General features: G+C 72.3%; 20 protein-coding genes and 1 pseudogene. 4 read left to right on the top strand and 17 right to left on the bottom strand.

Annotated features, from left to right (window positions below):
* Positions 1-27: 27 nt before the first annotated feature.
* The 4 genes and pseudogenes from ACWD4B_RS10640 to ACWD4B_RS10625 all read left to right on the top strand — a co-directional run.
* Positions 28-258 (top strand): annotated as a pseudogene (locus ACWD4B_RS10640) (helix-turn-helix domain-containing protein); the annotation flags it as partial.
* A 117-nt stretch (positions 259-375) separates the two neighbouring features.
* Positions 376-1,386, top strand: coding sequence for an XRE family transcriptional regulator (locus ACWD4B_RS10635; RefSeq protein WP_451420443.1), 1,011 nt, complete (start codon positions 376-378; stop codon positions 1,384-1,386).
* A gap of 466 nt (positions 1,387-1,852) precedes the next feature.
* Positions 1,853-3,025: a cupin domain-containing protein gene (locus ACWD4B_RS10630; RefSeq protein ID WP_451420397.1), complete on the top strand. Its 1,173-nt coding sequence runs from the start codon at positions 1,853-1,855 to the stop codon at positions 3,023-3,025.
* A 39-nt stretch (positions 3,026-3,064) separates the two neighbouring features.
* Positions 3,065-3,868, top strand: coding sequence for a hypothetical protein (locus ACWD4B_RS10625; protein WP_451420396.1), 804 nt, complete (start codon positions 3,065-3,067; stop codon positions 3,866-3,868).
* Here ACWD4B_RS10625 and ACWD4B_RS10620 read toward each other — a convergent pair.
* From ACWD4B_RS10620 to ACWD4B_RS10540, 17 genes are all read right to left on the bottom strand, one after another.
* A complete protein-coding gene (locus tag ACWD4B_RS10620) occupies positions 3,850-4,032 on the bottom strand; it encodes a DUF397 domain-containing protein (protein WP_336416450.1) in 183 nt (60 codons plus the stop codon). The two genes, ACWD4B_RS10625 and ACWD4B_RS10620, sit on opposite strands and share 19 nt — an antisense overlap.
* Complete coding sequence (locus ACWD4B_RS10615; RefSeq protein WP_451420395.1) at positions 4,029-4,838, bottom strand: helix-turn-helix domain-containing protein; 810 nt, start codon at positions 4,836-4,838, stop codon at positions 4,029-4,031. Before ACWD4B_RS10615 ends, ACWD4B_RS10620 begins: the two co-directional genes overlap by 4 nt.
* A 188-nt stretch (positions 4,839-5,026) precedes the next feature.
* The gene (locus ACWD4B_RS10610; RefSeq protein ID WP_451420442.1) at positions 5,027-7,513 is read right to left on the bottom strand and encodes an ABC transporter permease; all 2,487 of its coding nucleotides are present in this window, start codon (positions 7,511-7,513) and stop codon (positions 5,027-5,029) included.
* A 75-nt stretch (positions 7,514-7,588) separates the two neighbouring features.
* On the bottom strand, positions 7,589-8,491 hold the full coding sequence (locus ACWD4B_RS10605) for a 4-(cytidine 5'-diphospho)-2-C-methyl-D-erythritol kinase (protein ID WP_451420394.1): 903 nt from the start codon (positions 8,489-8,491) through the stop codon (positions 7,589-7,591).
* A 313-nt stretch (positions 8,492-8,804) separates the two neighbouring features.
* The gene (rsmA, locus tag ACWD4B_RS10600; RefSeq protein ID WP_336416447.1) at positions 8,805-9,683 is read right to left on the bottom strand and encodes a 16S rRNA (adenine(1518)-N(6)/adenine(1519)-N(6))-dimethyltransferase RsmA; all 879 of its coding nucleotides are present in this window, start codon (positions 9,681-9,683) and stop codon (positions 8,805-8,807) included.
* Positions 9,680-11,116: a ubiquitin-like domain-containing protein gene (locus ACWD4B_RS10595; protein WP_451420393.1), complete on the bottom strand. Its 1,437-nt coding sequence runs from the start codon at positions 11,114-11,116 to the stop codon at positions 9,680-9,682. Before ACWD4B_RS10595 ends, rsmA begins: the two co-directional genes overlap by 4 nt.
* A 104-nt stretch (positions 11,117-11,220) precedes the next feature.
* Positions 11,221-12,135: a TatD family hydrolase gene (locus ACWD4B_RS10590; protein WP_451420392.1), complete on the bottom strand. Its 915-nt coding sequence runs from the start codon at positions 12,133-12,135 to the stop codon at positions 11,221-11,223.
* A 27-nt stretch (positions 12,136-12,162) separates the two neighbouring features.
* On the bottom strand, positions 12,163-12,627 hold the full coding sequence (locus tag ACWD4B_RS10585; RefSeq protein ID WP_451420391.1) for a hypothetical protein: 465 nt from the start codon (positions 12,625-12,627) through the stop codon (positions 12,163-12,165).
* A 179-nt stretch (positions 12,628-12,806) separates the two neighbouring features.
* Positions 12,807-13,667 carry a 16S rRNA (cytidine(1402)-2'-O)-methyltransferase gene (gene rsmI / locus ACWD4B_RS10580; RefSeq protein WP_336416443.1) on the bottom strand — a complete coding sequence of 287 codons (861 nt, stop codon included), beginning with the start codon at positions 13,665-13,667 and terminating at the stop codon, positions 12,807-12,809.
* 63 nt (positions 13,668-13,730) lie between these two features.
* A complete protein-coding gene (locus ACWD4B_RS10575; protein ID WP_451420390.1) occupies positions 13,731-14,174 on the bottom strand; it encodes a DUF6299 family protein in 444 nt (147 codons plus the stop codon).
* Between the two features lie 78 nt (positions 14,175-14,252).
* Complete coding sequence (locus ACWD4B_RS10570) at positions 14,253-15,119, bottom strand: EamA family transporter (protein ID WP_451420389.1); 867 nt, start codon at positions 15,117-15,119, stop codon at positions 14,253-14,255.
* 203 nt (positions 15,120-15,322) lie between these two features.
* Positions 15,323-16,936, bottom strand: coding sequence for a penicillin-binding transpeptidase domain-containing protein (locus ACWD4B_RS10565; protein ID WP_451420388.1), 1,614 nt, complete (start codon positions 16,934-16,936; stop codon positions 15,323-15,325).
* 152 nt (positions 16,937-17,088) lie between these two features.
* Positions 17,089-18,831: a dolichyl-phosphate-mannose--protein mannosyltransferase gene (locus tag ACWD4B_RS10560; protein ID WP_451420387.1), complete on the bottom strand. Its 1,743-nt coding sequence runs from the start codon at positions 18,829-18,831 to the stop codon at positions 17,089-17,091.
* Between the two features lie 75 nt (positions 18,832-18,906).
* Complete coding sequence (locus ACWD4B_RS10555) at positions 18,907-19,695, bottom strand: SDR family NAD(P)-dependent oxidoreductase (protein ID WP_451420441.1); 789 nt, start codon at positions 19,693-19,695, stop codon at positions 18,907-18,909.
* A gap of 12 nt (positions 19,696-19,707) precedes the next feature.
* A complete protein-coding gene (locus ACWD4B_RS10550) occupies positions 19,708-20,883 on the bottom strand; it encodes a serine hydrolase domain-containing protein (RefSeq protein WP_451420386.1) in 1,176 nt (391 codons plus the stop codon).
* Between the two features lie 98 nt (positions 20,884-20,981).
* Positions 20,982-22,073, bottom strand: a complete 1,092-nt coding sequence (locus tag ACWD4B_RS10545) for a HoxN/HupN/NixA family nickel/cobalt transporter (RefSeq protein WP_451420440.1) — start codon at positions 22,071-22,073, stop codon at positions 20,982-20,984.
* Between the two features lie 162 nt (positions 22,074-22,235).
* Positions 22,236-23,432 carry a MarP family serine protease gene (locus ACWD4B_RS10540; RefSeq protein WP_451420385.1) on the bottom strand — a complete coding sequence of 399 codons (1,197 nt, stop codon included), beginning with the start codon at positions 23,430-23,432 and terminating at the stop codon, positions 22,236-22,238.
* Between the last annotated feature and the right edge of the window lie 286 nt (positions 23,433-23,718).

The following is a 23,718-nucleotide window of genomic DNA, read 5'->3' as shown; positions in this document are numbered from 1 at the left end:
CCGGGCGCCTTCCGCCAGTAACGTTGCATGTTCACGCGGTGCGGATACCGGACCTCGGGGGCTTGCCCAATGGCGGGAAATGAACTGACCCTCGGAAAAACGATCGCCAAGGCGCGCAGGCGCAAAGGATGGCCACAGCGGGATCTGGCTGCGATGATCGGCCGCTCGGAAAGCTGGGTCTCGCAGGTCGAGCGGGATGCGATCCCGGTCAACAGTCTGAATACGCTGCGTCAGATCGCTGATGTCCTGGGCATTTCGCTGACTGTACTTCTCGATGCCGCGCCGTCACCTGGACAATCGCCGACATCGGCTCGTCGTCGATCCGCCTCGGCTAGGGTGGCTCGCAATCTTGGTCCAGAGAAGGGTGAAGACCCTGTGCGACGCCGCGAACTTCTGGCCGCTGCGGCGGTGGTCTTCGTCTCCCCGCTGACCGGTGCCTCGACGGCCGAGGCCGACTCCCTCGCCCCGCTTGAAGACCTCCTGCTCTACGGCACCGCCACTGTGCCGGGTGACGGTGAGGTGTCACCGGCCGGCGTCGCTGACGCAGTGAAGGCGTCCCGCCAGGAATTCCGGGCTGCCCGCTACGACAGGCTGGCCCGGACCCTGCCCAGCCGGATCGCGCAAGCGGCGGCCCTGGAACCGGTGGAGCTGTCCGCCACGGCGGTCGCCGACCTCTACAACATCGCCACCCGGTTGTGCATCAAGCTCGGCGAGGACGGACTCGTGGCGATCACCGCCGACCGCGCGCTGAACTCCGCGCGGATCGGCGGGGATGCCCTGACGATTGCCGAGGCGCACCGGATGGTCTCCAGCGCCTGGCGCCGCCAAGGCCACTTCGCCCGTGCCACCGATATCGCGGTCAGGGCCGCGCAGGACGTACGCGCGGACCGAGGCTTCCCCCAGGCCGCCCGGCTGTCCGCAAGCAGCTCACTGCTGGCCACCGCCGCGTACACGGCAGCGAAAACGGGCGACCGGCACACAGCACACGCGCTGATCAGTGAGGCCGCCGAGGCTGCGGAGGCCGGCCGGACGAGCACCGCGGCTCGCACCGACACCGGGACCCAACAGGTACTGCTGCACCAGTTGTCGGCTCACTACCTCCTCGGTGATGCCGGGCAGGCGATCGACCTGGCCAGGACCATCGACCCCGCAGCGCTGCCGACCGCCGAGCGGCAGGGGCGGTTCTTCATCGACGTGGCCCGCTGCTTCGACCAGTGGGGCAAGCCCGATCAGTGCTACCGCGCGTTGCTGGCAGCCGAGAGGGCGGCGCCACAGGAGATTCGACGCGGTGCGGTCAAGAACCTGGCCGGCAGTCTGCTCCGCCATGACCGGAGCCTTCCGGGAGTCCGGGCCTTCGCCGACCGTGCGGGCGTGGCCGTCAACTAGGCTTCACCTGGCCGCGGACAGACCCCGGGCTACACCCCCGGGCAGCTCTCAGTGCCGGACCAAGCAGAACGGATGCTGGTAGAACTCGGCGAGTTCCAACGGATCAGAGCAGTCCAGCACCACACACTGCAGGTCAGCGATCACGAGCCGGTCCTGAGCATTGTCCGGCTGCGCCGGTGTCCGAGCCAGGCATTCGGCGCGCCAACCCTCCCTTCCCGCAAAGGGCTTGCTACCTCGCAGCCCGGTTGCGGACCTGTCGGCCCCTCCGGCGGTTGACTCGTCTCAGCCGCCAGGCGCCCACAACTCTCCCGCCCGAACCCCGGCGGGAGAACCGAAGAGAAGGGAACAGGCAATGAACGACCTGATCGTCTCGAAGCGTTCCATCAAGGCCGCCCGCAGCCAGGACCGGCTGAGCGACGGCGGCGGCACCGGCAAGGGCGACGGCAACGACTGATCGGGGCCGCAGATGACCGCCATCTCCTCGGCGGTCCGAAGCCTCGGCGGGAGTTTCCCCGCCGAGGCGTTCGGCCGCACCTACCGCCTCTGGCCACATATCGGCGACTTCTCGGACCTGTTCACGTGGGACGACCTCAACGAGATCATCGCCCGGCACCGTCTCGAACCCCCGCGGCTGCGGCTCTTCAACGACGGCCATCAAGTCCCACCCCACGCCTACACCCACCCGGTGGTGTCCAAGCGCCACACGGTCTGGCACCGGGTCGAGCCGGACAACCTGCACCGCCGACTCAAGGACGGCGCCTCGCTCGTCCTGGATGCCGTGGACGCACTGCACCCCGGCGTGGAAGACCTCGCGACAGCCCTGGAACGACGATTCCGTACAGATGTACAGGTCAACCTCTACGCCTCGTGGACCTCGAAAGAGGGCTTCGGTATCCACTGGGACGACCACGACGTAGTGGTCCTCCAGCTCGAAGGCGCCAAGCGGTGGAAAATCTACGGTGCCACCCGCATCGATCCGTTGCGGATCGATGTCGAAGCCCCGAAACCGCCAACCGGAGCCCCGGTCACGGATGTTGTCCTGAGGGCCGGCGACATGCTCTATCTGCCACGGGGATGGTGGCACGCCGTCGCCGCCACCGAGGGCCGGTCACTGCACCTGACCTGTGGCCTGAAGCCCACCACTGGTGCGGATCTCCTGTCGTGGCTGTCGGACCGGCTACGGGTCTCGGACACCGTTCGCGCGAACCTGCCGCGCTTCGCGTCGCCGGACAAGCGGACGGCGTATCTGGAGGCTTTGCGGAAGGAGTTCACCGAAGCCCTGCACGACGGGGTGATCGAAGAGTTCGTGACCGCACGGGGAAGCATGGACCCGGGCCGACCGATGCCGTCACTGCCATTCGTCGACGGCATCCCCGCGGACGAGGGCCTTCGCGTCCGCATCACGGCTGCCGGAGCCTGGTACACGGTGGACGAGGACGGCCACGTCGTGTTGAGCGCAGGCGGCCAGGAGTGGACTTTCGCCTCCCCCGCCCTCGAAGTGATCAAGCCCCTCGCCGAAGGAGGCGCCCCGACCCTGGGCAAGCTGGCGGTAGGCTCCGGGCTCCCTGTCGGCCACGTCGCAGCCCTCATCTCCGAGCTGGTCGCGGCCGGCGTCGCCGCCGTCAGTCGGAGAAGGTAACCGATGTTCAGTGCCCCTGAGCCGGCCCTCAGAGACCGCATGACCTCCGCCCGCGACCACGCGTGTGCCTTGCTGGGCCTCGATGCCACTGCGGGCGGAGAGGTGTGGGGATACGCCGGCAGAACATTGTCCGGGCCCGTCGCCGCGCCGGAAGGCACAGCGTGGCTGCGGCTGGTCAGCGAGCCCAAGGGCAAAGGAAACGGGAAGTTGTGGGAGGGCCCCGAGGAGGCGGAACGATCCGTACCGCCCGCCGTTCCCCGGCCACGGCTGCTCGGCCTGGGCAACTGGTCCGCCGACGGCTGGAGTTACCGGGCAGAGCACTACGAGATCGCCAAGACTCCGCCGGTGGTGAAGAGCCCGGTGCTTCACCGCTGCGTGGATCTGCCGGATGCCTGGTGGCAGGACCTACGCCAGGCGCTGCACCACCTCGCCCTCGTCCGCACCGACCGCCAGGCGGTGCGCGAGGAGTACATCCGCCGTCGCGTCCCGGAGTTCACCGGTATCACCCCCGGTGAGATCACCTGGACCACAGCACACGGCGACCTCCACTGGGCGAACCTGACCGGCCCGGTACTGACCCTTCTGGACTGGGAAGGCTGGGGCACGGCGCCGCTCGGGTACGACGCCGCAAGCCTCTACCTGCACTCCCTGCCCGTGCCCGATGCCGCAGAACGGATCCGCAAGGAATTCGCCCACGTGCTGGGCACCCCGGCCGGCCGGATCGGTGAGCTCACCGCCTGCACCGAAATCCTCCAGGCAGCCGCTCGCGTACCGTTCTACGCCGGCCTGGCCGACGGCGTGCGCCGGCATCTTCACAGCTTTTGTCAGGCCCCGGACGCGTAAGTTATGAAGGCGGCCCATGCGTGGGCACCTATGGCAAGTTGGGGGCCGTTCCTTCGCGCCGAGTCGCGGACGTGGACGGTGAAGGGGAGGGGCGCGACTTCGACGCACTGGCTGCCCTCGGGCCCGCTGTAGCTGGACTTGAACCATGTCGGTTCGGCACTCATAGTTCCTCTGCCACTCTCTTGATCAACTGAGCCGATTCCGCTTCGTTGAGGGCGTGCATACGGATCGCTGCGTAGCGCTTCATGAGCACACTCACCCTGTCCGGGTCCGCATGCAGCATGCTGCTCACTTGTCCCTCTCCGTAGCAGTGGTGGATGTGATCGGAAGTCTCCAGCACAGTGAACGGTCCGCTGATTCCGGGGCTGGCGCCTTGCCCGATGGGCAGCACCTGGATGGACACATTGCGCAACTCGCCTGCGTCCAGCAGATGGTTGAGCTGTCCCTTCATCACGTCGGGTCCGCCCACCAGGCCCCTCAGGGCCGCCTCGTGGATGACGAAGCTGAACAGCGTGGACGTCTTCTTCAGCAGTTCCTGACGCTCCAGCCGGGCTACTACCCGCTTCTCAACAATACTGTCATCCACCGGCGGGCAGTAACTGGCCATGAGTACGCGCGCATACTCCTCGGTCTGCAACAGGCCGGGCACGAGCAGCACTTCGTACCAGTGAAGAGCAATCGCCTCGGCCTCGATGTCCATGTACTCGTCCGTGCGGACCAGGACCCGTTCCGCTTCCAGATACGGCTGTGCCGCGACCAACTTCCCGTTCGCCCCGCACAACCGGTCCGCGACTTCCAGCAGCCGCTGCGTCGGCCTCCGGCGCCCCATCTCCATCGACGAGACGGTCTCGTACTCGTAGCCGGCTTCCTTGCCGAGCTCCTTGCGCGTGATATTCGCGCCTGTCCGCCACAACTTGATCTGGTTTCCGCACAGTCGCCACACCATCGGCGGCTGAGAAGTCTCACTCATCCGGCACCCGCCCCTCGCTCCTCTGTCGGTACCAACGGAGGCTAGGGCGGGGCAAGAGATATCCGCGCCAGGTTCGCGGGAAGTCCCTACTGTCGGGGTACCCCGGAGCGCCCCGTCAGGGGCGCGGGGAACTGCGCGACCAGCCCCCACAACCCGCAGCCGACACACTGCCCCTGGCCCCGCCAGGGCTACCGCACCGCCTCCACCGGCCGTACCCGCAGCGCCGCCCACGTGGGCACCAGCGTGGCGGCCAGCACCACCACGACCGCCACCGCAACCACCGTCAGGTACACCGACACCGGCCCCGCGGGCCACCACGACCCGTCCGCCGCCGCGAGGCAGAACGGCACCAGCGTCGTCCCCGCCGCCACCGTGCCCAGCGACAACCCCACGGCGGCCACCAGTCCGCCCTCCACCGCCATCATCCGCAGCACCTGGCCCCGCGTGGCGCCCGTCAGCCGTTGCAGCGCGAACTCCCTGCGCCGGTTGCCGACGGCGACCGCGGTCGTGTTCACGACCGAGAGCGCGGTGTACACGACGAGCAGTCCGACGACGAGGTAGTTGACGGACGCCTGCGTCCGGTTGTCCCGCGCGTGCGCGGCCGTCACCGCTTCCCGGCCGCTGACTTTCAGGCCGGGCAGGGCGGCGGCCAACGCGGCAGGGTTCCCGCCCCGCACCAGGATCTGCGCCGGCAGTCCCGCCGTCGTGTGCGGGGCGAGCAACTCCGCGCTCGTCAGCGCCGATTCGTACCCCTCGCGCCCCGCGAACAGCGCCACGACCCGGACGTCCACCACGGCCCCGTCCCCCAGCTTCAGCCGCAGCACGTCCCCCACCCCGCGGTGGATCCGGTGCGCCACGCTCTCCGGCAGGGCGACGGCGTCGCCCCGCAGGCCGGCCAGGCTCCCCGCGGTGGCCCGCACCGCGAGCGTCTCGTTCACGCCGTCCGCGCTGACGCCGCGCAGGGGCAGGCCGTTCTTGTTCTCGTCGCCGTCACGCGGCGCGAGGGTGAAGGCGGAGCTGGTGACGTACGCGCTCGCGCCCGTGACGCCCGGCAGCGCGCGGACCCGGTCGAGCAGGGCAGGGTCCACTCCCCCGGCGGCCGACGTGATCACCGCGTCGGCCCGCAGGTCCTGCGCGAACACCCGGTCGGTGGCGGCCGCGGCCGTGGTCTGGAGGTAGATCTCACCGACGGCGATGGCGCTCGCCAGCATGACCGGCATGGCGACCGCGGCCGTCTTCGCCGCCCTCGCCCGGCAGCCCCGCACCGCCAGCCTGCCGCAGACACCGGTGAGGAGCCGTACGGGCCAGTACAGCAGGGCCGTCACGAGCCTGGTGCACCACGGGCCGAGCAGGGCCAGGCCGATCGCGCAGCACATCACGGTCGGCCCGGCGGTACTGGCCGCCACGGGGCCGTGCAGGACGAGCGCGGTGACGAGCGTCAGCGCGACCGTACCGGCCAGGAACAGCAGCCCGAGGACGATGCGCACCGGGTGCAGCCGGCTGCTCGGCGCGGCGGCCTCCCCCAGCGCCTCGACGGGGCGCGCCCGCACCGCCCGCGCCGTGCCGAGGAGCGTGCCCGCCACGGCGGTCAGCAGCAGTGCGCCGTACGCGGGCAGGGCCGGGATCCAGCCCTGCCGGAACTCGACGGCGCCCGCGACCATTCCGCTGTCGACCAGCGTGTCGAACAGCCATCGCCCGGCCACCGGCCCCGCGGGCCAGGCGGAGGCCCCCGCGAGGACCATGACCATCAGGGTCTCGCCCAGCAGCATCCGCCGCAGCAGGCGCGGGGTCGCCCCGACCGCCCGCAGCAGGGCGAGTTCGCGGCTGCGCTGCTGCGCGGACAGCGACACGGTGCCGGCCACGACGAACGCCGCGACCAGGACGACCAGGCCGCCGACGGCGCCGGAGAGCGCGATCAGATCGTCGCTGCCCTGCACCACTTCGGGGTGTTCGACGGCCCCGCGGCCGTCACCGGTCAGGAACGTGACGGGCTGCCCCGCCAGCGCCTTGCGCACGGCGCCGGGGTCCGTGCCGGGCGCGAGCACGACCGCGATGTCGGCGACGGTGTCCGGGCGGCCGGACAGACGCACGGCCTCGGACCCCGAGAAGAACAGGGTGGGTTGAGGGACATCGTGCGCGGTGACGATGCCGCTCACACGGTACGTGGCCGACCCGCCGTGCGCGGCGATCCGGACGCGGTCGCCCGCGGTGACACCCGCGCGGCGGGCGAGCCCGGCATCGAGGACGACGTCGCCCCTGCCCTGCGGGGCGCTGCCGGACGCGAGCGCGTACGGGGTCAGGGCGGCCGAATCCCAGCCGTGCGCCTGCGCCTTGGCGCCGTCCGCCACCGCGGCCTCGAAGGTGCGCTCACCGACGGCGTCGCGCACGCCGGGAACGGCGCGCACGCGCTCCACGAACTCCGCGGGGAGCTCGACCCGTTCAGGGAGGGTCGTCTTCCGCTTGTGCTTCTTGCTCGTCGGCACCTCGTGCGTGCGGTCACCCGTGACGAGGAGCTGCGCACCCGCGAGCCGCTGCGGCGGAACGACGTTGCGGATGCCGGTCTCCATCAGCCCGCCGCAGGCCATGACGAGGGTGGCGCCGAGGAACAGGGCGAGGAAGGTGGCGACGAAGGCGCCGGAGCGGTGCCGCAGGGAGCGCGCGGCGAGTTTGGCCATCACGGGGGACGACGCTATGGCCGGGGCAGCGCCCCGACCCATGGGAACAGCAGGCCAACGGGGGTGGGGCTAGCCCTACCGGACCGTCGCTCCCGGCACCGGCCCCGAGGCCACCCGCACCGCGCGGCACGTGCCGGAGGCGCGCAGGGCGTCGGCCACCTTCTCCGCCTCCTCCGGGCTCCCGGCCAGGAATGCCGTCGTCGGGCCCGAGCCCGAGACCATCGCCGCCAGGGCACCGGCCTCGGTGCCCGCCGCGAGGGTGGCCTCCAGGGACGGGCGCAGCGAAATGGCCGCCGGCTGGAGGTCGTTGGAGACGGCGGCGGCCAGAGCGGCCGGGTCGCCTGCGCGCAGCGCGTCCAGCAGGGCCGGCGACGGCTCGGGGGCGGGGATCTCCGCATCGCCCCGCAGGCGGTCGCACTCGCGGTAGACCGCGGGGGTCGACAGGCCGCCGTCCGCCACGGCGAAGACCCAGTCGAAGGTGCCCCCGGTCTCCAGCGGGGTCAGCAGCTCGCCCCGGCCCCGGCCGAGGGCCGCGCCGCCCACCAGGCTGAACGGGACGTCGCTGCCCAACTCGGCGCAGATCTCTAGGAGTTCCTCGCGCGAGGCGCCCGTGCCCCACAGTGCGTCACAGGCCAGGAGGGCGCCCGCGCCGTCCGCGCTGCCGCCGGCCATGCCGCCCGCCACCGGGATGTCCTTGGCGATGTGGATGTGGACGTCCACGGCGTGCCCGTACCGCGCGGCCAGCGCGAGTGCGGCCCGGGCCGCGAGGTTGGAGGCGTCCAGGGGGACATGCGCCGCGTCCGGACCGGAGCACGTGATGCGCAGCGACTCGGCCGGGGTCACCGTGACCTCGTCGTACAGGCCGACGGCGAGGAAGACGTTGGCCAGGTCGTGGAAGCCGTCGGGGCGCGGACCGCCCACGGCGAGCTGGACGTTGACCTTGGCGGGGACGCGGACGGTGACGGACTCGGCGGTCACGGGGACGGCTCCTCGGGGCGATCGGAAGGACGGGCGGAGGGGGCGGCCGATCGTACGGCCGGGACCGGCGCCTGGGGCCGATCGTACGGCCCAGGGCCTGTCCGCCCCGTAGGGGCGCGGGGAACTGCGCGATCAGCCACGACGCGCCTGTAGTCGAGGGGCTCGGGGCTGCGCCCCGGACCCCTGGGGTAGTGCGTCGGCTGCGGACCGGCGGTGGCTGGTCGCGCTCACGCGGCGGAGCCGCATATGTCAACAGCCCCGCGCCCCTGACGGGGCGCCGAAGCCGTGCCACCCGGCCGGCGGCGACCCGCCGTCAGGCGGTCGGCTTGTGCTCCGCGATGGCCGCGAACTCGTGCACCGTGAGCGACTCGCCGCGCGCCTGCGGCGAGATCCCCGCCGCGACCAGCGCGGTCTCGGCCGCGGCGGCCGAGCCGGCCCAGCCGGCCAGCGCGGCGCGCAGGGTCTTGCGGCGCTGGGCGAAGGCGGCGTCGACGACGGCGAAGACCTCCGCCTTGCTCGCCGTCGTCTCGATCGGCTTCTCGCGGCGCACCAGCGAGACGAGGCCCGAGTCGACGTTCGGGGCGGGCCAGAAGACGTTGCGTCCGATCGAGCCGGCCCGCTTGACCTCGGCGTACCAGTTGGCCTTGACCGAGGGCACGCCGTAGACCTTGTTGCCGGGCACGGCCGCGAGCCGGTCGGCGACCTCGGCCTGGACCATCACCAGCGTGCGCTCGATGCTGGGGAAGCGGTCCAGCATGTGCAGCAGCACCGGCACGGCGACGTTGTAGGGCAGGTTGGCGACGAGCGCGGTGGGCTGCGGGCCCGGCAGCTCCTGCACCTGCATCGCGTCGCTGTGGACGAGCGCGAAGCGGTCGGCGCGGGAGGGCAGCCGGCCCGCGATGGTCGACGGGAGGGCGGCGGCCAGCACGTCGTCGATCTCGACCGCGGTGACCCGGTCGGCGACCTCCAGCAGGGCCAGGGTCAGCGACCCGAGGCCGGGGCCGACCTCGACGACCACGTCGTCGGGCCGCACCTCGGCGGTCCGCACGATGCGCCGGACCGTGTTCGCGTCGATCACGAAGTTCTGGCCGCGCTGCTTCGTGGGGCGGACCCCGAGGGCGGCGGCCAGTTCTCGGATGTCGGCCGGGCCGAGGAGGGCGCCGGATTCGTCAGTGCTGGGGCTGGAGCTCACCCGTGAAGTTTACGGCCGCACACCGGCCAGGGCGTCGACCCCCGGCTGACGTAGAGCTTCTTGGCCCGCATGGTCTGTTCCTCGGAGGTGGCGTCCTGCGGCCGGCCGGAGCCGCCGAGCGACTGCCAGGTGCGCACGTCGAACTGGTACAGCCCGCCGTACGTGCCCGAGGGGTCCACCGCGTTGGGCCGCCCGCCGGCCTCGCACTGGGCGAGCCCGGACCAGTTCAGCCCCTCCGCGCCCTGCACGGTGGTGGGCCGCGGCTTGGTGCCGATCTTCACGATCTCGGTGCGGGGCTGCCGGGCGATCTCGGAGGAGATCTTCTTGGGCTTCTGCTTCACGCCGTTGACCGTGCGCAGCGCGTACATCACGCGTTCGGCGCCCGGCTCGCCGCGCTGCACGACGGTCTCGGTGCCCTTGTAGAGCGTGGGGTCCTCGTGCCGTTCGGTCTCGAAGGGGATCGGCTCCTCGCGGACCTCCTGGCTGCCGGTGATGCGCATGACGGAGATCGTCTGCCCGTCGCGCGGGAAGCTGCCGGGGTCGACGGAGGTGGTGTCCTGGCCGTGCAGGACGATCCCGGCCTGGTCGAGGGCCTCGCGGACGGTGGCCGCGTTGGTGCGGATCGTGCGCTCGCGCCCGTCGGCCATGAACGTCACGGACCGCTCGGTGCGCACGTCCAGGTCCAGGCCCTTGCGCCCGATGGACGTGGAGCGGGAGGCGGACAGGTACGCGCCCTCGGCGCGCACGCCGAGCTGGCGCAGGGCGCCGTCGACGGTCCGGGCCGTGGTCCACACCTGGCGGCGCTCCCCGTCGAGGGTGAGGGTGACGGGACGGCCGTAGCGGACGATCACGCGGTCGCCGGAGGCGAGGTCGTGGTGCGGGCCGGGGGCGACGATGTCGTGGTCGCCGACGTGCATGCCCTGGTCGGCCAGCAGCTCGTTCACGTCGTCCGCGAAGGTGTGCAGGGTGCGCGGCCTGCCGTCGACGCTGAGCTGGACGGCCTTGTCGCTGGCGATGAACGCCGAGGTGCCGCCGGCCAGGAAGGCCACCACGAGGGCCTGCGGCAGCAGGCGGCGCAGCGGTTCGGTGCGGTCGCCCGCGGGGCGTCTGCGGCGCGCGGCCCGGCGGCCCCGGCCGTCGGCCTCCGGTTCCCCGTCCGGGCCGTCGTCGCCCGTGGCACCGGGCGCTGTGGCCTGCCGGGGCAGCAGGGGCTGCCCGGAGGGCTCGTGGGCCGGGGACGGCTGGTGCGGCTCGTACGACGGCGACGACACCGGCAACGAGGCCGCCGACGGGACCTCGTAGGTCCCGAACGGCTGCTCGTACGGTTCGTACGGCTCGTACCGCGGATACGCCCCGTACGGCTCGTGGGGCACGTACGGGTCGTAGCGCGGCGCTTCCGTGGTGGCGCGGGGGCTGCCCTGGGTATGACTCACGACACTCCACTGGTACGGCTGCACACGGCCTGGGCCCGGGACTGTAGCGGAGGCGCGGTCACGGACCAAAGTCGTACCGTCACACGGTGTCGCGGATTTGAGGGTCAGTACCCGAAGGCGCGTGCGGTATTGGCCGCGACGGCCGTGGCCAGGGCGTCCTCGTCGGTCCCCTTCACTTCCGCCATCGCACGCAAAGTGACCGGAATGAGGTAGGGCGCATTCGGCCGTCCGCGATACGGCATCGGTGTGAGGAAAGGTGCGTCGGTCTCCACGAGCACCCGGTCGAGGGGGGCGACGGCGAGGGCGTCGCGCAGCGGCTGAGCGTTGCGGAAGGTGACGTTCCCGGCGAACGACAGGTAGTAGCCGGCCTCGGCGCACACCTTCGCCATGGCGGCGTCGCCGGAGAAGCAGTGGAAGACCACCGTCTCCGGCGCGCCCTCCTCCGTCAGGACGCGCAGCACGTCGTCGTGCGCGTCGCGGTCGTGGATGACCAGGGCCTTGCCGTGGCGCTTGGCGATGTCGATGTGGCAGCGGAAGGAGTACTCCTGGGCCGCCATGCCCTCGGGACCGGTGCGGAAGAAGTCGAGACCGGTCTCGCCGACCCCCTTGACCTGCGACAGGCCGGCCAGGCGGTCGATCTCGGCGAGGGCGGCGTCGAGCGCCGCCCGGCCCCCGGGCTCGCGGGCCCCCTGCCGGGACCAGCCGTCGGGATCGCCGAGCTCGATGCGGGGTGCCTCGTTGGGGTGCAGGGCGACGGTCGCCCAGACGGCGTCATGGGCTGCCGCGGTGTCCGCGGCCCACCGGGATCCGTTCAGGTCGCAGCCCACCTGGATCACGGTGGTGACGCCGACGGATGCGGCCGAGGCGAGGGCCTCCTCCACCGTGGCGTACTTCTGCATGTCCAGGTGAGTGTGCGAGTCGGCCACGGGCACCGCCAGCGGCGCCGGGAGGGGCGGGGGGACGTCCTTGTCGTCGTTCTTCTTCCGCTCGCCGCCGGCCGGGCCACTGTTCGATGCCATGCACGCGATTCTAAGGAGCGGGCGAGCTCACTTCCGGTGCAGGTGGAAGGGCTTGAGCAGGTCCGAGAGGTGCCAGTGGTGCTCGGCGTGGTGGTGCGGGCGCTCCTCGTGCGAGCCGCCGTTCATCAGCGGCCCCGCCGTCGCGGGGGCGGGCACGGTCGTGCGGGTGGGCAGGTGCAGGGCGTCGGCGATCACGGACACCTGGCCGGAGCGCATGATGCGCACCACGTGGTTGCCGCAGTTGACGCAGGTCGGGCGGGTCAGCGGAGACGGGACGCGCTGCCCGTCCGCGTAGTACGTGACGAACGGCTGGCCCTTGGCGTCGACGTGGTGCTGTATTTCGTACGACTGTTCCCAGCAGTGCCCGCATCGCATGCAGGCAAAGCTGTAGGACTCATGCGCCGCCTCGAAGGCCGTCGCACCCTGCTCGGCGGCAGTGCGCGGACGGGTCACGGGGTGGACTCCGCTCGAGGTCTCTGCGGTCTCGCTCATGGCAGCTCCTCTTGTCCGTAGACAAGTCTCTCCGGGATCGGACGTCCCACATCAAGGGAACGCCCTTCCCGGCGGCAGCGCAGCAGCCCGGCCCCCGAATTGGGGCAAACTTGGCGGCTTCATGCCCGAAGGCGCTCACAGCCGGTACCAAGCTTTGCTTTTCGGGTTGGCCCTTTACCCTACGGTGAGACCTGCTGTGCGGCATTTTTTGCCGCTACGACCGCATCGAACACGGCCCTCTTGGGCAGGCCCGTCTCGGCCGCCACGGCCGCAATGGCCTCCTTGCGGCGCTCGCCCGCTTCCTCCCTGATCCGCACCCGGCGGACCAGCTCGGCCTCGTCCAGTTCCTCGGGTCCGGTCTCCGGCGCGCCCTCGACGACGATCGTGATCTCGCCGCGGACGCCCTCGGCCGCCCACGCGGCGAGCTCCTTGAGCGGGCCGCGCTTGACCTCCTCGTACGTCTTCGTCAGCTCGCGGCAGACGGCCGCCCGGCGGTCCGCGCCGAGCACCTCGGCCATGGCGGCCAGGGTGTCGTCCAGGCGGTGCGGGGCCTCGAAATAGACCAGGGTGCGCCGCTCGCCGGCCACCTCCCGCAGCCGGCCCAGGCGCTCGCCGGCCTTGCGGGGCAGGAAGCCCTCGAAGCAGAACCGGTCGACGGGGAGGCCGGACACCGCCAGCGCGGTGAGCACGGCCGACGGGCCCGGCACGGCGGTGACCTTGATGCCGCGCTCGACGGCGGCGGCCACCAGCCGGTAGCCGGGGTCCGACACGGACGGCATCCCCGCGTCCGTGACCAGCAGCACCCGCGCCCCGCCGGCCAGCGCCTCGACCAGCTCGGGGGTGCGGGCCGCCTCGTTGCCCTCGAAATAGGACACGACGCGGCCGGTGGTGTGCACCCCCAGCGCCTGCGTCAGGCGGCGCAGCCGCCGGGTGTCCTCGGCGGCGATCACCTCGGCCGCACCGAGCTCGGCGGCCAGGCGCGGGGGCGCGTCGGCGACGTCGCCGATGGGGGTTCCTGCGAGTACGAGCGTTCCAGTCACACCACCATCCTCGCAGGGCGCCCGCGCACCGCCGTCGGCTGCGGGCCGTCCGTGGCCGAAGAACTACCGCCTCAGCAGCGTGACGTCCTGGGACCGCGCCGCCAGAAACGTCGGCAGCGGCAGCCCCATCGCCCCGCGCCGCATCCGCATCAGGGTGGCCTCGACCTTGGCGCCGCCGGGGTGCACCGCCGGGTCCTCGGGACGGCCGGTGTTGCGCCAGTGGTGCTCCTGCCCGTCGCACTCGGCTCTGGTGCCGCCGATGGCGTGCACGTACTGGCTGCTCTGGCGGACGTTGGTGGCCAGATACACCGGCTCGCCCGCGTTGCCGCCGCTGCACAGGTACGCGCCGGACAGGGTGACGGTGCCGTCGGGGGCGACGGAGCCGAGGCGGTCGATGGAGATCCTGTAGACCGGGGTGCCGATGGCGTGGGCGGCGGTGGGCGTGGGGAGTGCGGTGAACAGGGCAGCGCCGAGGGCGGTGACGAGGGCGGGGCGGACGGTCGGCACGGGGATCCTCTTTCGGGTCTGTGATGACGAGCCGCCAGGGATACCCGAATTGTCCGTTACGGCGCCCGAGGCGCGCCGTCAGCCGGCGTACAGCATCAGGCCGATGCCGACCACCATCAGGCCTGCGGCCGCCACGCGGGGGCCGCCGAACCGCTCCTTCATGAAGAGCGCGCCGATGGCCGCGCCCACGATGATGGACGACTCGCGCAGCGCGGCGATCGGCGCCAGTTCCGCCTTGGTCTGCGCCCACAGCACCAGGCCGTAGGCGAACACCGACAGCAGGCCGCCGAGCAGGCCGCGCACGGCGAACGGGCGGATCTCCGCGAGGAACCGGCCGCGCCGGGTGGCCATCGCCCAGGCCGGGATCACCAGTCCTTCCAGGACCATCAGCCAGGCGATGAAGCCGAGGGGCGAGTGCGCGGCGCGCACGCCGAGGCCGTCGATGACGGTGTACGCGGCGATGGCCAGCCCCGTCGCGAGGGCGGCCCCGACCGCGGGCCACTGCGAACCCCGAACCGGTGGCCTGGCGCCACTGCCGCGGATGCCCCACAGGGCGAGCCCGACCAGCCCGGCGGAGGCCACGACCACGCCCGCGAGCTGCCACTGCCCGGGCAGCTCGCCCGCGAAGACGGCGGCGAGGACGGTGACCACGAGGGGCGCGGTGCCGCGGGCGATCGGGTACATCTGCCCGAAGTCGCCGAGGCTGAACGACCGCATGAGCAGGGCCTGGTAGACGACGTGCACGACGGCGGAGGCCACCAGGTACGGCCATGCGGGGGCGGCCGGCGCCGCAGCGAAGGGCAACAGGGCGAGGCCGCACAGGGCGCCTCCGCCGCCGACGAGGGTGAAGGCCAATAGCTGATCACGGATGTTGTGGGCTATGGCGTTCCAACTGGCGTGGGTTATCGCGGCGATGAGGACGGCGACAGCGACGGTGGCAGTCATGGGCGCGATCTTTCCGTAACCGTGGCTCCGCCCCGGACCAGGGCCCCGTCAGGGGCGCGGGGAACTGCGCGACCAGCCACGACGCGCCAGCAGTCGACGTCCCGGGGCTTCGCCCCGGACCCCTGGGGTGGTGCGTCGAGTGCGGGCCGGTGGGGGCCGGTCGCGCAGTTCCCCGCGCCCCTGACGGGGCGCTGCCGTCCCCCCTACGGGGCGGCCCGCAGCACCGCCGCCACGATCGGTCCCGCCGAATCGCCGCCGTGTCCGCCCTGCGGGACCACGGCCGCGGCCGCCACGTCGCCGCGGTACGCGGTGAACCAGCCGTTCGGCGACGTCTGGCCGTCCATCTCCGCGGAGCCGGTCTTGGCCCCGATGTCCCCGCCGAGGCCGGACATCGCCCCGGCCCCGGTCCCCGCCGTGGCGGTGAGCCGCATCATCGAGCGGAGGTCCGTGGCCACCCCGGACGGCAACGAGCGCGGGGCGCGGGCGAGTTCGCGGCCGTCCACCGACGGGTCCACCAGATACGGCTGCCGGAACGACCCGTTGCGGACCGTGGCCGCCACCGAGGCCATCGTCAGCGGGTTCATCTGCACCCGGCCCTGCCCGATCATCGCCGCCGCCTTGCCGGCCCCGGAGTCCGACGGCACCTTGCCGTCGAACGTGGAGATGCCCGCCTTCCAGTCCAGCCCGATGCCGAAGACGTCGCGCGCCTCGTCCGCGAGCGCGGTGTCGGACAGCTGGCCGGCCAGGGAGACGAACGCCGTGTTGCACGAGGCGGCGAAGTCCTGCGCGAACGTCGCGCCCGGGTTCTCGCTCTTCTCCACGTTGTGGAACTGCATGCCGTACGTCACGAACTTCGGGCACGGCAGCGGCTTGCCCGGGGCCGCCTTGCCCTGCTCCAGCAGCACCGCCGACGTCACGATCTTCATCGTGGAGCCGGGCGCGGTCGTCCCGCCGATCGCGGCGTTGAACCCCTTCTGCGCGTTGGCGATGGCCAGGATCTCGCCCGTGCTCGGCTTCACCGACACCACCGAGGCGTCGGCGTGCCGGGCGACCGCCGCCTCGGCCGCGCGCTGCGCGCCCGCGTCGATCGTCGTGCGCAGCGTGCCCGGCTTGCCCTTGGAGACCACGAACAGCGTCTTGCCCGGCGCGCCGCCGGCGCCCTGGCTGCGCACCTCCACGCCCGGCTCGCCGCCCGCCTTCTCCCCGAACTTCTTGCGCAGTTCGGGCAGGAGGGGGGCGAGCGAGGGGTAGTCCTTGGGGTCCAGTTCCTTGCCGTCGCGGTCGACGGCGGTGACCTGCGGGGCCTCCGTGGCGGCCGTCTTCAGCGACTCGCCAGCCGCCAACTGCGGGTGCAGGACGGCGGGCTGCCAGTCGACCAGCGGGCGGCCGCTGCCCCGGCCCCGCACCACGGCGAGCGAGGACTCGTACGTCCAGGTCGAGCGCTGCTTGTCCAGGGCCACCTCCGCGGTGACCGTGAAGGGCACCGTGGTGCCCGTAGCAGCCGCCTGACGGAACGTCACCTTTTCGATGCGGGCGGCGTCGTGGTAGCCGGTCAGTGCTGCCGTCGCCGCCTGGGCGTTGTCGGTCAGGCCCGCGGCCTTCTCCGTGTCGCCCGCCTCCCATGCCGCGAGGAAGTCACGGGCGGTCGACTCCACTTCGCTCGCGCTCGGCGGGCCCGTCTCCACCGGTGCCGCTTCGGTGTGCGTGGATCCGCCGTCGCCGCTCATGGCGTCGGCGAGGTTCCAGACCCCCAGGCCTGCGGCCCCCACCAGCGCGGCGGCGACCCCGCCGACGGCGTACTTCGCACCCTTGTGCATGCCGATCCCCCTCCTGGCCCCCACGGTTCCCCCCATGGCTCGGACCAGCTTTTAATCAGTCGATTAAAACTCCAGAGGGAACTCTACGGGACAGGAGTGACATACGACGCGAGGGTGGCCGGAACGTTTCACGACGGGGGCCGGATCCGGCGTCAGATCCAGGTGTCGAACCACATGCGGTTGCGCCACGCGTCGATCGGAATCGCCTGACCCGTGTAAAGGGGCCAAAAATAAACGAAGTTCCACACGATCAGCAGGACCAGCGTCCCCGCGACGACCGCGCCGGCCACCCGGCGCCGTTCCGAGGAACCGCGCGGCCCGAGGATCGCGCCGATCATCATCGCCACGGCGAGGCACAGGAACGGCGCGAACACCACGGCGTAGAAGACGAAAATCGTGCGTTCCTGCCACATGAACCACGGCAGATAGCCCGCGGCCACCGCGCACAGCACCGCACCCGCGCGCCAGTCGCGCCGGAACGCCCACCGCCAGAGCAGGTACAGCACCGCGAAGCAGGCCGCCCACCACAGCAGCGGCGTGCCCAGGGCGAGCACCTCGCGCGCGCACTTGTCGACCGCGTCCGTGGGACAGCCGTCCTGGCCGGGCTTCGGGGACTCGTAGAAGTACGAGACCGGGCGCGCCTGGACCAGCCAGCTCCACGGGTTCGACTGGTACGTGTGCGGCGAGGAGAGCGTGGTGTTGAAGTCCCACACCTGCTGCTCGTAATGCCACAGGCTGCGCAGCGGGTTGAGGATCCCGTCGAGGAGACCGCCCGTGCCGTGACCGCCCTCGGTCTCGGCGTAGTGCCGGTCGTAGCCGCTGTGCTGCCAGCCCAACGAGGGGCTGAACGTGCCGCTCTTGGCGAACCAGCCCGTCCAGGAGGCGAGATAGACGCCGAGCGCCACCGGCACCGTCGACAGGAACGCCCACGGCACGTCGCGGCGCAGCGCCGAGCGCCACGGGCGCAGCGCCCCGGCGGTGCGCCGGGAGCCGGCGTCCCAGAGCACGATCATCAGGCCGAACGCGGCCAGGAACACGGCACCGTTCCACTTCGTGGCACAGGCCAGGCCCAGCAGGACGCCGGCCGCGAGCCGCCAGGGGCGCAGGCCCAGGCGCAGCCCGTCGCCGACGGGAGGGGCGGGAAGGGCCTCGCCGGTGTCGTCCACGGGCAAGGCCGCCGCCAGGCGCGCCCGCGCGCGGTCGCGGTCGACGAGGATGCAGCCGAAGGCCCCCAGCACGAAGAACATCAGCACCGTGTCGAGCAGTGCGGTGCGGCTCATCACGAAGTGCAGCCCGTCCACCGCGAGCAGCCCGCCGGCCAGGCAGCCGAGGAACGTGGAGCGGAACAGGCGGCGGCCGATGCGGCACAGCATCAGCACGGAGAGCGTGCCCAGCAGCGCGACCATGAAGCGCCAGCCGAAGGGGTGCAGCCCGAAGAGCTGCTCGCCGATGCCGATGACCCACTTGCCCACCGGGGGGTGGACGACGTACGCCGCGGCGTCACCGACGTACGAATGCCCGGCAATGATCTTGTCGTTGGCGTCCTTGGGCCAGTCGACCTCGTAGCCGAACTTCCACAGCGCCCAGGCGTCCTTGGCGTAGTACGTCTCGTCGAATATCACCGCGTTCGGGCTGCCCAGGTTCCAGAACCGGAGCACCCCCGCGAACAGGGCGACGGCCAGTGGGCCGGCCCAGCCCGTGGACCGCGCGAGCCGGTACGCCAGGAGCGGGGGGGCGCCGAGGGCGCCCCACACCCGCGTCCCTGGTTCGGGATACGGCGGCACGAGCCGCTCCCGCACTCCGCCGTGGCTCCGCCGGCCCGCGTAGCCGTAGCGGCGGAGGCGGTGCTGCCACGGGTGCGGGTTCCGTTCCTGGGTCGCGGTGTCAGTGCTCACCGCGCCATCGTATGGAACCGGGCTGTGAGAGGTCCCGTCCTGCGGGTGCGGGTCGGCCTCGGGTGCCCGCGCTCCTTACGGGGCGCGGTTCTGCAGTGCCGCGCGCAGCCCCACGTTGCCGATCAGGATGCCGCCGTCCACCGGCAAGGTCACCCCCGTGATCCACGCCGCATCCTGCGACGCCAGGAACGCCACCGCCGCCGCGATGTCCTCCGGCCGTCCCACGCGCCCCAGCGGATACACGGGCGCGGCCCGTGCCAAGGCGGCTTCCCGGCCGGTCCAGTTGGGCGTGTCCACCGTGCCCGGCGCGACCAGGTTGACCCGGACCCCGCGCGCAGCGCACTGACCCGCCAGGGTGCGGGTCAGGCTCGCGAGCCCGGCCTTGGCCGCGCTGTAGGCGTGATTGCCGAAGTCCTGTTCCCCGTTGACCGAGCCGACGTTGACCACCGCGCCGCGGCCCCCGGCGGCGGCCAGGTGCGGCATGGCCGCCCGGATGCAGCGGAAGGCGCCGTTCAGCGTGATGTCGAGGTCGCGCTGCCAGGCCTCGTCCGTCTCGTCCTCGACGAGCGCCGGATCCGGGTGGCAGGCGAAGGCGTTGTTGACCAGGACGTCCAGACCGCCGAACCGCTCGACGGCCACCGCCACCGCCGCCTCGACGGCGGCCCGGTCGCCCACGTCGCAGGGCGCCGCCTCCGCCGTCAGGCCCGTCTCCCGGATGCCCGCCGCCGCCTTCTCCGCGCGCTCCCCGTCGAGGTCGCTGACGAGCACCCGCGCGCCCTCGGCCGCGAGGCGCCGCGCGGTGGCCGCGCCGATGCCGCGCCCGGCACCGGTGATCAGGACCGTCCAGCCGTCGAACCGTCTCAGCACACGGGGTGACTACCCGGCGAGCGACTTCGCAACCGCCCGCACCAGGGCCTGGGCCCGCGGGTCGGCGGTGACGTTCTTCTGCATGCCGTTGGTGACGTAGCCGAAGGAGATGCCCGACTCGGGGTCGGCGAAGGCGAGCGAGCCGCCGCGGCCCGGGTGGCCGAAGGAGCCGGGGCCCAGCAGCGGGCACGCCCCGCCGTGCAGCATGTAGCCCAGTCCGAAGCGGGTGCCCACCAGCAGGACCCGGTCCGGGCCCGCCGACTCCTCGGTGCGGGCGAGGGTCAGGGTGGCGGGGGCGAAGAGCCGGTGGCCGCCGTCGACGACGCCGGTCAGGGAGGCGTAGAAGCGGGCCAGCGCGTCGGAGGTGGCGATGCCCGCGGAAGCGGGGAGCTCGCCGGCCCGGTAGGCCGGGTCGTTCTCGTCCGGGTGCGGGTCGATCGCCGCGAAGGCGCGGCGGGTGAGGGACTCCGGGTCGCGGTAGGCGTCCGTGACGGACTGCTTGGCGCGTACGCGCAGCCCGGCCGAGGCGGGCGCGGGCGGGGCCTCGACGTCGGCTATCCGGCCGACGCGGTCCCGCTCGGCGTCCGGCAGGCCTATCCACAGGTCGAGGCCCAGCGGGCCGGCGATCTCCTCGGCGACCCAGGTGCCGAGCGTGCGCCCGGTGACGCGCAGGACCAGCTCGCCGAGCAGCCAGCTGTAGGTCTGGGCGTGGTAGCCGTGCTCGGTGCCGGGCTCCCAGGCGGGCGCCTGCGCGGCGAGCGCGCGCGGGCCGCTGACGCCGTCGACGGCCTCGGCCGGGGTGAGCGGGGTGTCGAGCACGGGCAGCCCGGCTCGGTGCGCGAGCAGGTGCCGGACGAGGACGCGCTCCTTGCCGGCCGCCTTGAACTCGGGCCAGTACGTGCCGACGGGCGCGTCCAGGTCGACCTGGCCGCGCTGGTGCAGGAGCAGCAGGACGGCGGCGGCGACGCCCTTGGTGGCGGAGCGGACGACCTGGGCGGTGCCGTGCCGCCAGGGCTCCTCGCCCAGATCGGCGTCGCGGGTGCCCGCGTACAGGTCGACGACCTTGGTGCCGTCGCGGTAGACGGTGACGGCGGCGCCGCGCTCGCCGCGGAGGGCGAAGTTGTCTGCGAAGGCCGCGCGGACGGGTTCGAACCCGTCCGCCGTCGTGCCGTGGACGTCCACCACTGGTACTGCTCCTGCCGTGCCGATTGTTGCCAGTCCACCATGGTGCAACGTGCCCGATTCGCACTGTTGACCGGGGGTGGGCGGGCCGAGGGCGCGGGTCAGGTCTCGGTGCGGTCGGCCAGGGCGGGGGCCGGGGCGGGGCGGACGTGGGCGGTCCACTTCTCCTCGACGCGGGCGGCCTTCCAGACCACCATCGCGAGCAGCCACGTGACGAAGAACATGCCGACGATGACGAAGCCGACCGTGTTCAGGTCCAGTCCGCCGATCCAGTCCCAGAACGGGCCGTGCAGGTCCAGCTTGTCGGCGATCAGGCCCAGCAGCTCGACCGTGCCGATGACGAGCGCCACGGCAACGGACAGGCCGGTGATGACGAGGTTGTAGTAGACCTTGCGGACGGGCTTGGAGAAGGCCCAGCCGTAGGCGAAGTTCATGAACGAGCCGTCGATGGTGTCCAGCAGCGACATGCCCGCCGCGAAGAGCACGGGCAGGCACAGGATCGCGTACCAGGGCAGGCCCGAGGCCGCACCGGAGCCGGCCAGCACCAGCAGGGCCACCTCGGTGGCGGTGTCGAAGCCCAGGCCGAAGAGCAGGCCCAGCGGGTACATCTGCCACGGCTTGGAGATCGACTTCATGACGCGGCCGAGCAGCCGGTTCATGAGCCCGCGGTTGTTCAGCTGCTCCTCCAGCGCCTCCTCGTCGAAGTGGCCGGCGCGCATCTGCCGGAAGACCTTCCAGATCCCGGCCAGGACCACGATGTTGAAGATCGCGATGAGGTAGAGGAAGGCGCCGGAGACGGTGGTGCCGATCCAGCCGGTGATCTGGTGGAGGGAGGAGTTCTCGTCCTGGACGGGCCCGGCCAGGGCCTTGACGCCGAGGGCGAGCAGGAACGTCAGGCCGAAGACGACGCTGGAGTGGCCGAGCGAGAACCAGAAGCCCACGGACAGCGGGCGCTTGCCCTCGTGCATCAGCTTGCGCGTGGTGTTGTCGATGGCCGCGATGTGGTCGGCGTCGAAGGCGTGCCGCATGCCGAGCGTGTAGGCGGTGACGCCGATCCCGATGCCGAAGGTCTTCGTGCCCACGGTGTGGTGCTCGGGGGCCACGACGGCCACGAGCGTGAACCACCCGATGACGTGCAGGGCCAGGATGAAGGCGGCCATGCCGCCCATGCGGCGCCACTCGGCGCCCGTCATCACCGCCGTGATGCGGCGCCGGCCCGACGGACGCGCGTCCGGGGCTGAGGAAACGGAGCTGGCCACGGCAGGACCTTCCTACGGGTGTGCAAATGACGGCACACCGTAGGCGCGTTCCTGCCGTAGCTGCAACCCATGTGCATCTGCGCCCGGGGGTGCGCGCTACTGCGCCGCCCGGCTCCCCGTGTCCACCGGCACCGTCGCCCTGGCCGCGCGGGCCGCGTCCGCCGCGACCTGCTCGGCGGTCAGCACGTAGCCCGTCTCCGCATTGGCCGTGGAGCGGGCGAAGACCACGCCGTAGACCTTCCCGGAGGGGCTCAGCAGCGGGCCGCCGGAGTTGCCGGGGCGGACCGTGGAGCGTACGGAGAAGACCTCGCGGGTGGTGATGCCGTCGCCGTAGATGTCCTGGCCCTTGGCCCGGAGCTCGTTGGCGACGGCCGCGGCGCGCAGGTCCAGGCCGCCGTTCTCCGGGTAGCCGGCGACGACCGCCGCGTCCCCGCGCTTGGCGCTCTTGTCGAAGGGCAGGACGGGCGCGTCCAGGCCCGGCACGTCCAGGACGGCGACGTCGGTCTTCGGGTCGAAGAGGACGACCTTCGCCCGGTACGTCCGCCCGACGCCGCCCACACGGACGGTCGGGTCGCTGACCCCGGCCACCACGTGCGCGTTGGTCATCACGTGCTCGTCGGCGTAGACGAAGCCGCTGCCCTCCTGGCCGCGGCGGCCGCTGCCGACGTCCGCCACGCCCTCGATCTTGACGACGCTGTCGCGCGCCGCCTGGGTGGCGGCGGTGGTGACCGCGTCGCCCGAGGCCTTGGGCACGCTGGTGGCGGGCTCGCTCTCGAAGGGGTTGAACACCTGTGGGAAGCCGGCGCCCGCCAGGGCGTCGGTGGTGCGGCTGAACCAGGTGGGCGCCTGCTCGGGCATCGCCTTCTGCACGGCGTTGAGCAGCGAGGAGTCCTTGATCTCCTGGGTGAGCAGGGTGGAGTTCGCCGAGACCAGCACGCTGGCGGCGACCCAGGCGACCAGGAGGGCCGCCAGCGAGTTGACGGCGGCGCCGCCGGCGCCGTCCAGGCCCCGGACGGGGGCCCAGGTCAGGCTGCGGCGCAGCCGCCAGGCGAGCCGGCCGGCCAGGGCGTGGCCGATGCCGGCCGGGATCAGGACGACGAGCACGGCGACGACGGCGGCCGTCGCGGTGCCGGGCTCGAAGGGGCGCAGGGCGTACGGGAGCGCCCACACGCCGAGGACGGCTCCGCCGAGGAAGCCGGCGAGCAGGACGGCGCTCGCCACCAGGCCGCGGCGGTAGCCGGAGACGGCATAGCCGATGACGACCAGCAACAGGAGCAGATCGAGCAGGTTCACACGCGGGCCCTTTCCTTGTCGCGCGCCCCCGATCGCGCCACTGGGGAAAACGTGGATTGCCACCCCCGCGGTTCCGCGGGGTGGGGTTTGCCACGTTTCCGGCTGCCCCGCCACCGCGCCCCGTCAGGGGCGCGGGGAACTGCGCGGGCAGCCACGACGGACCCGCAGTCGACGCCCGGGGCTTCGCCCCGGACCCCTGGGGTGGTGCCCCTGCAGCATCAGCACCGCGAACAGTTCCACCACACGGCGGCGCGGCCCCTCGGGCGCCTGCACGGCGCGCAGGGTG

The organism is Streptomyces sp. NPDC002536 (assembly GCF_053594995.1).
Note: the sequence above shows the minus strand (reverse complement) of the source record. Positions and strands in the feature narration are given on the sequence as shown.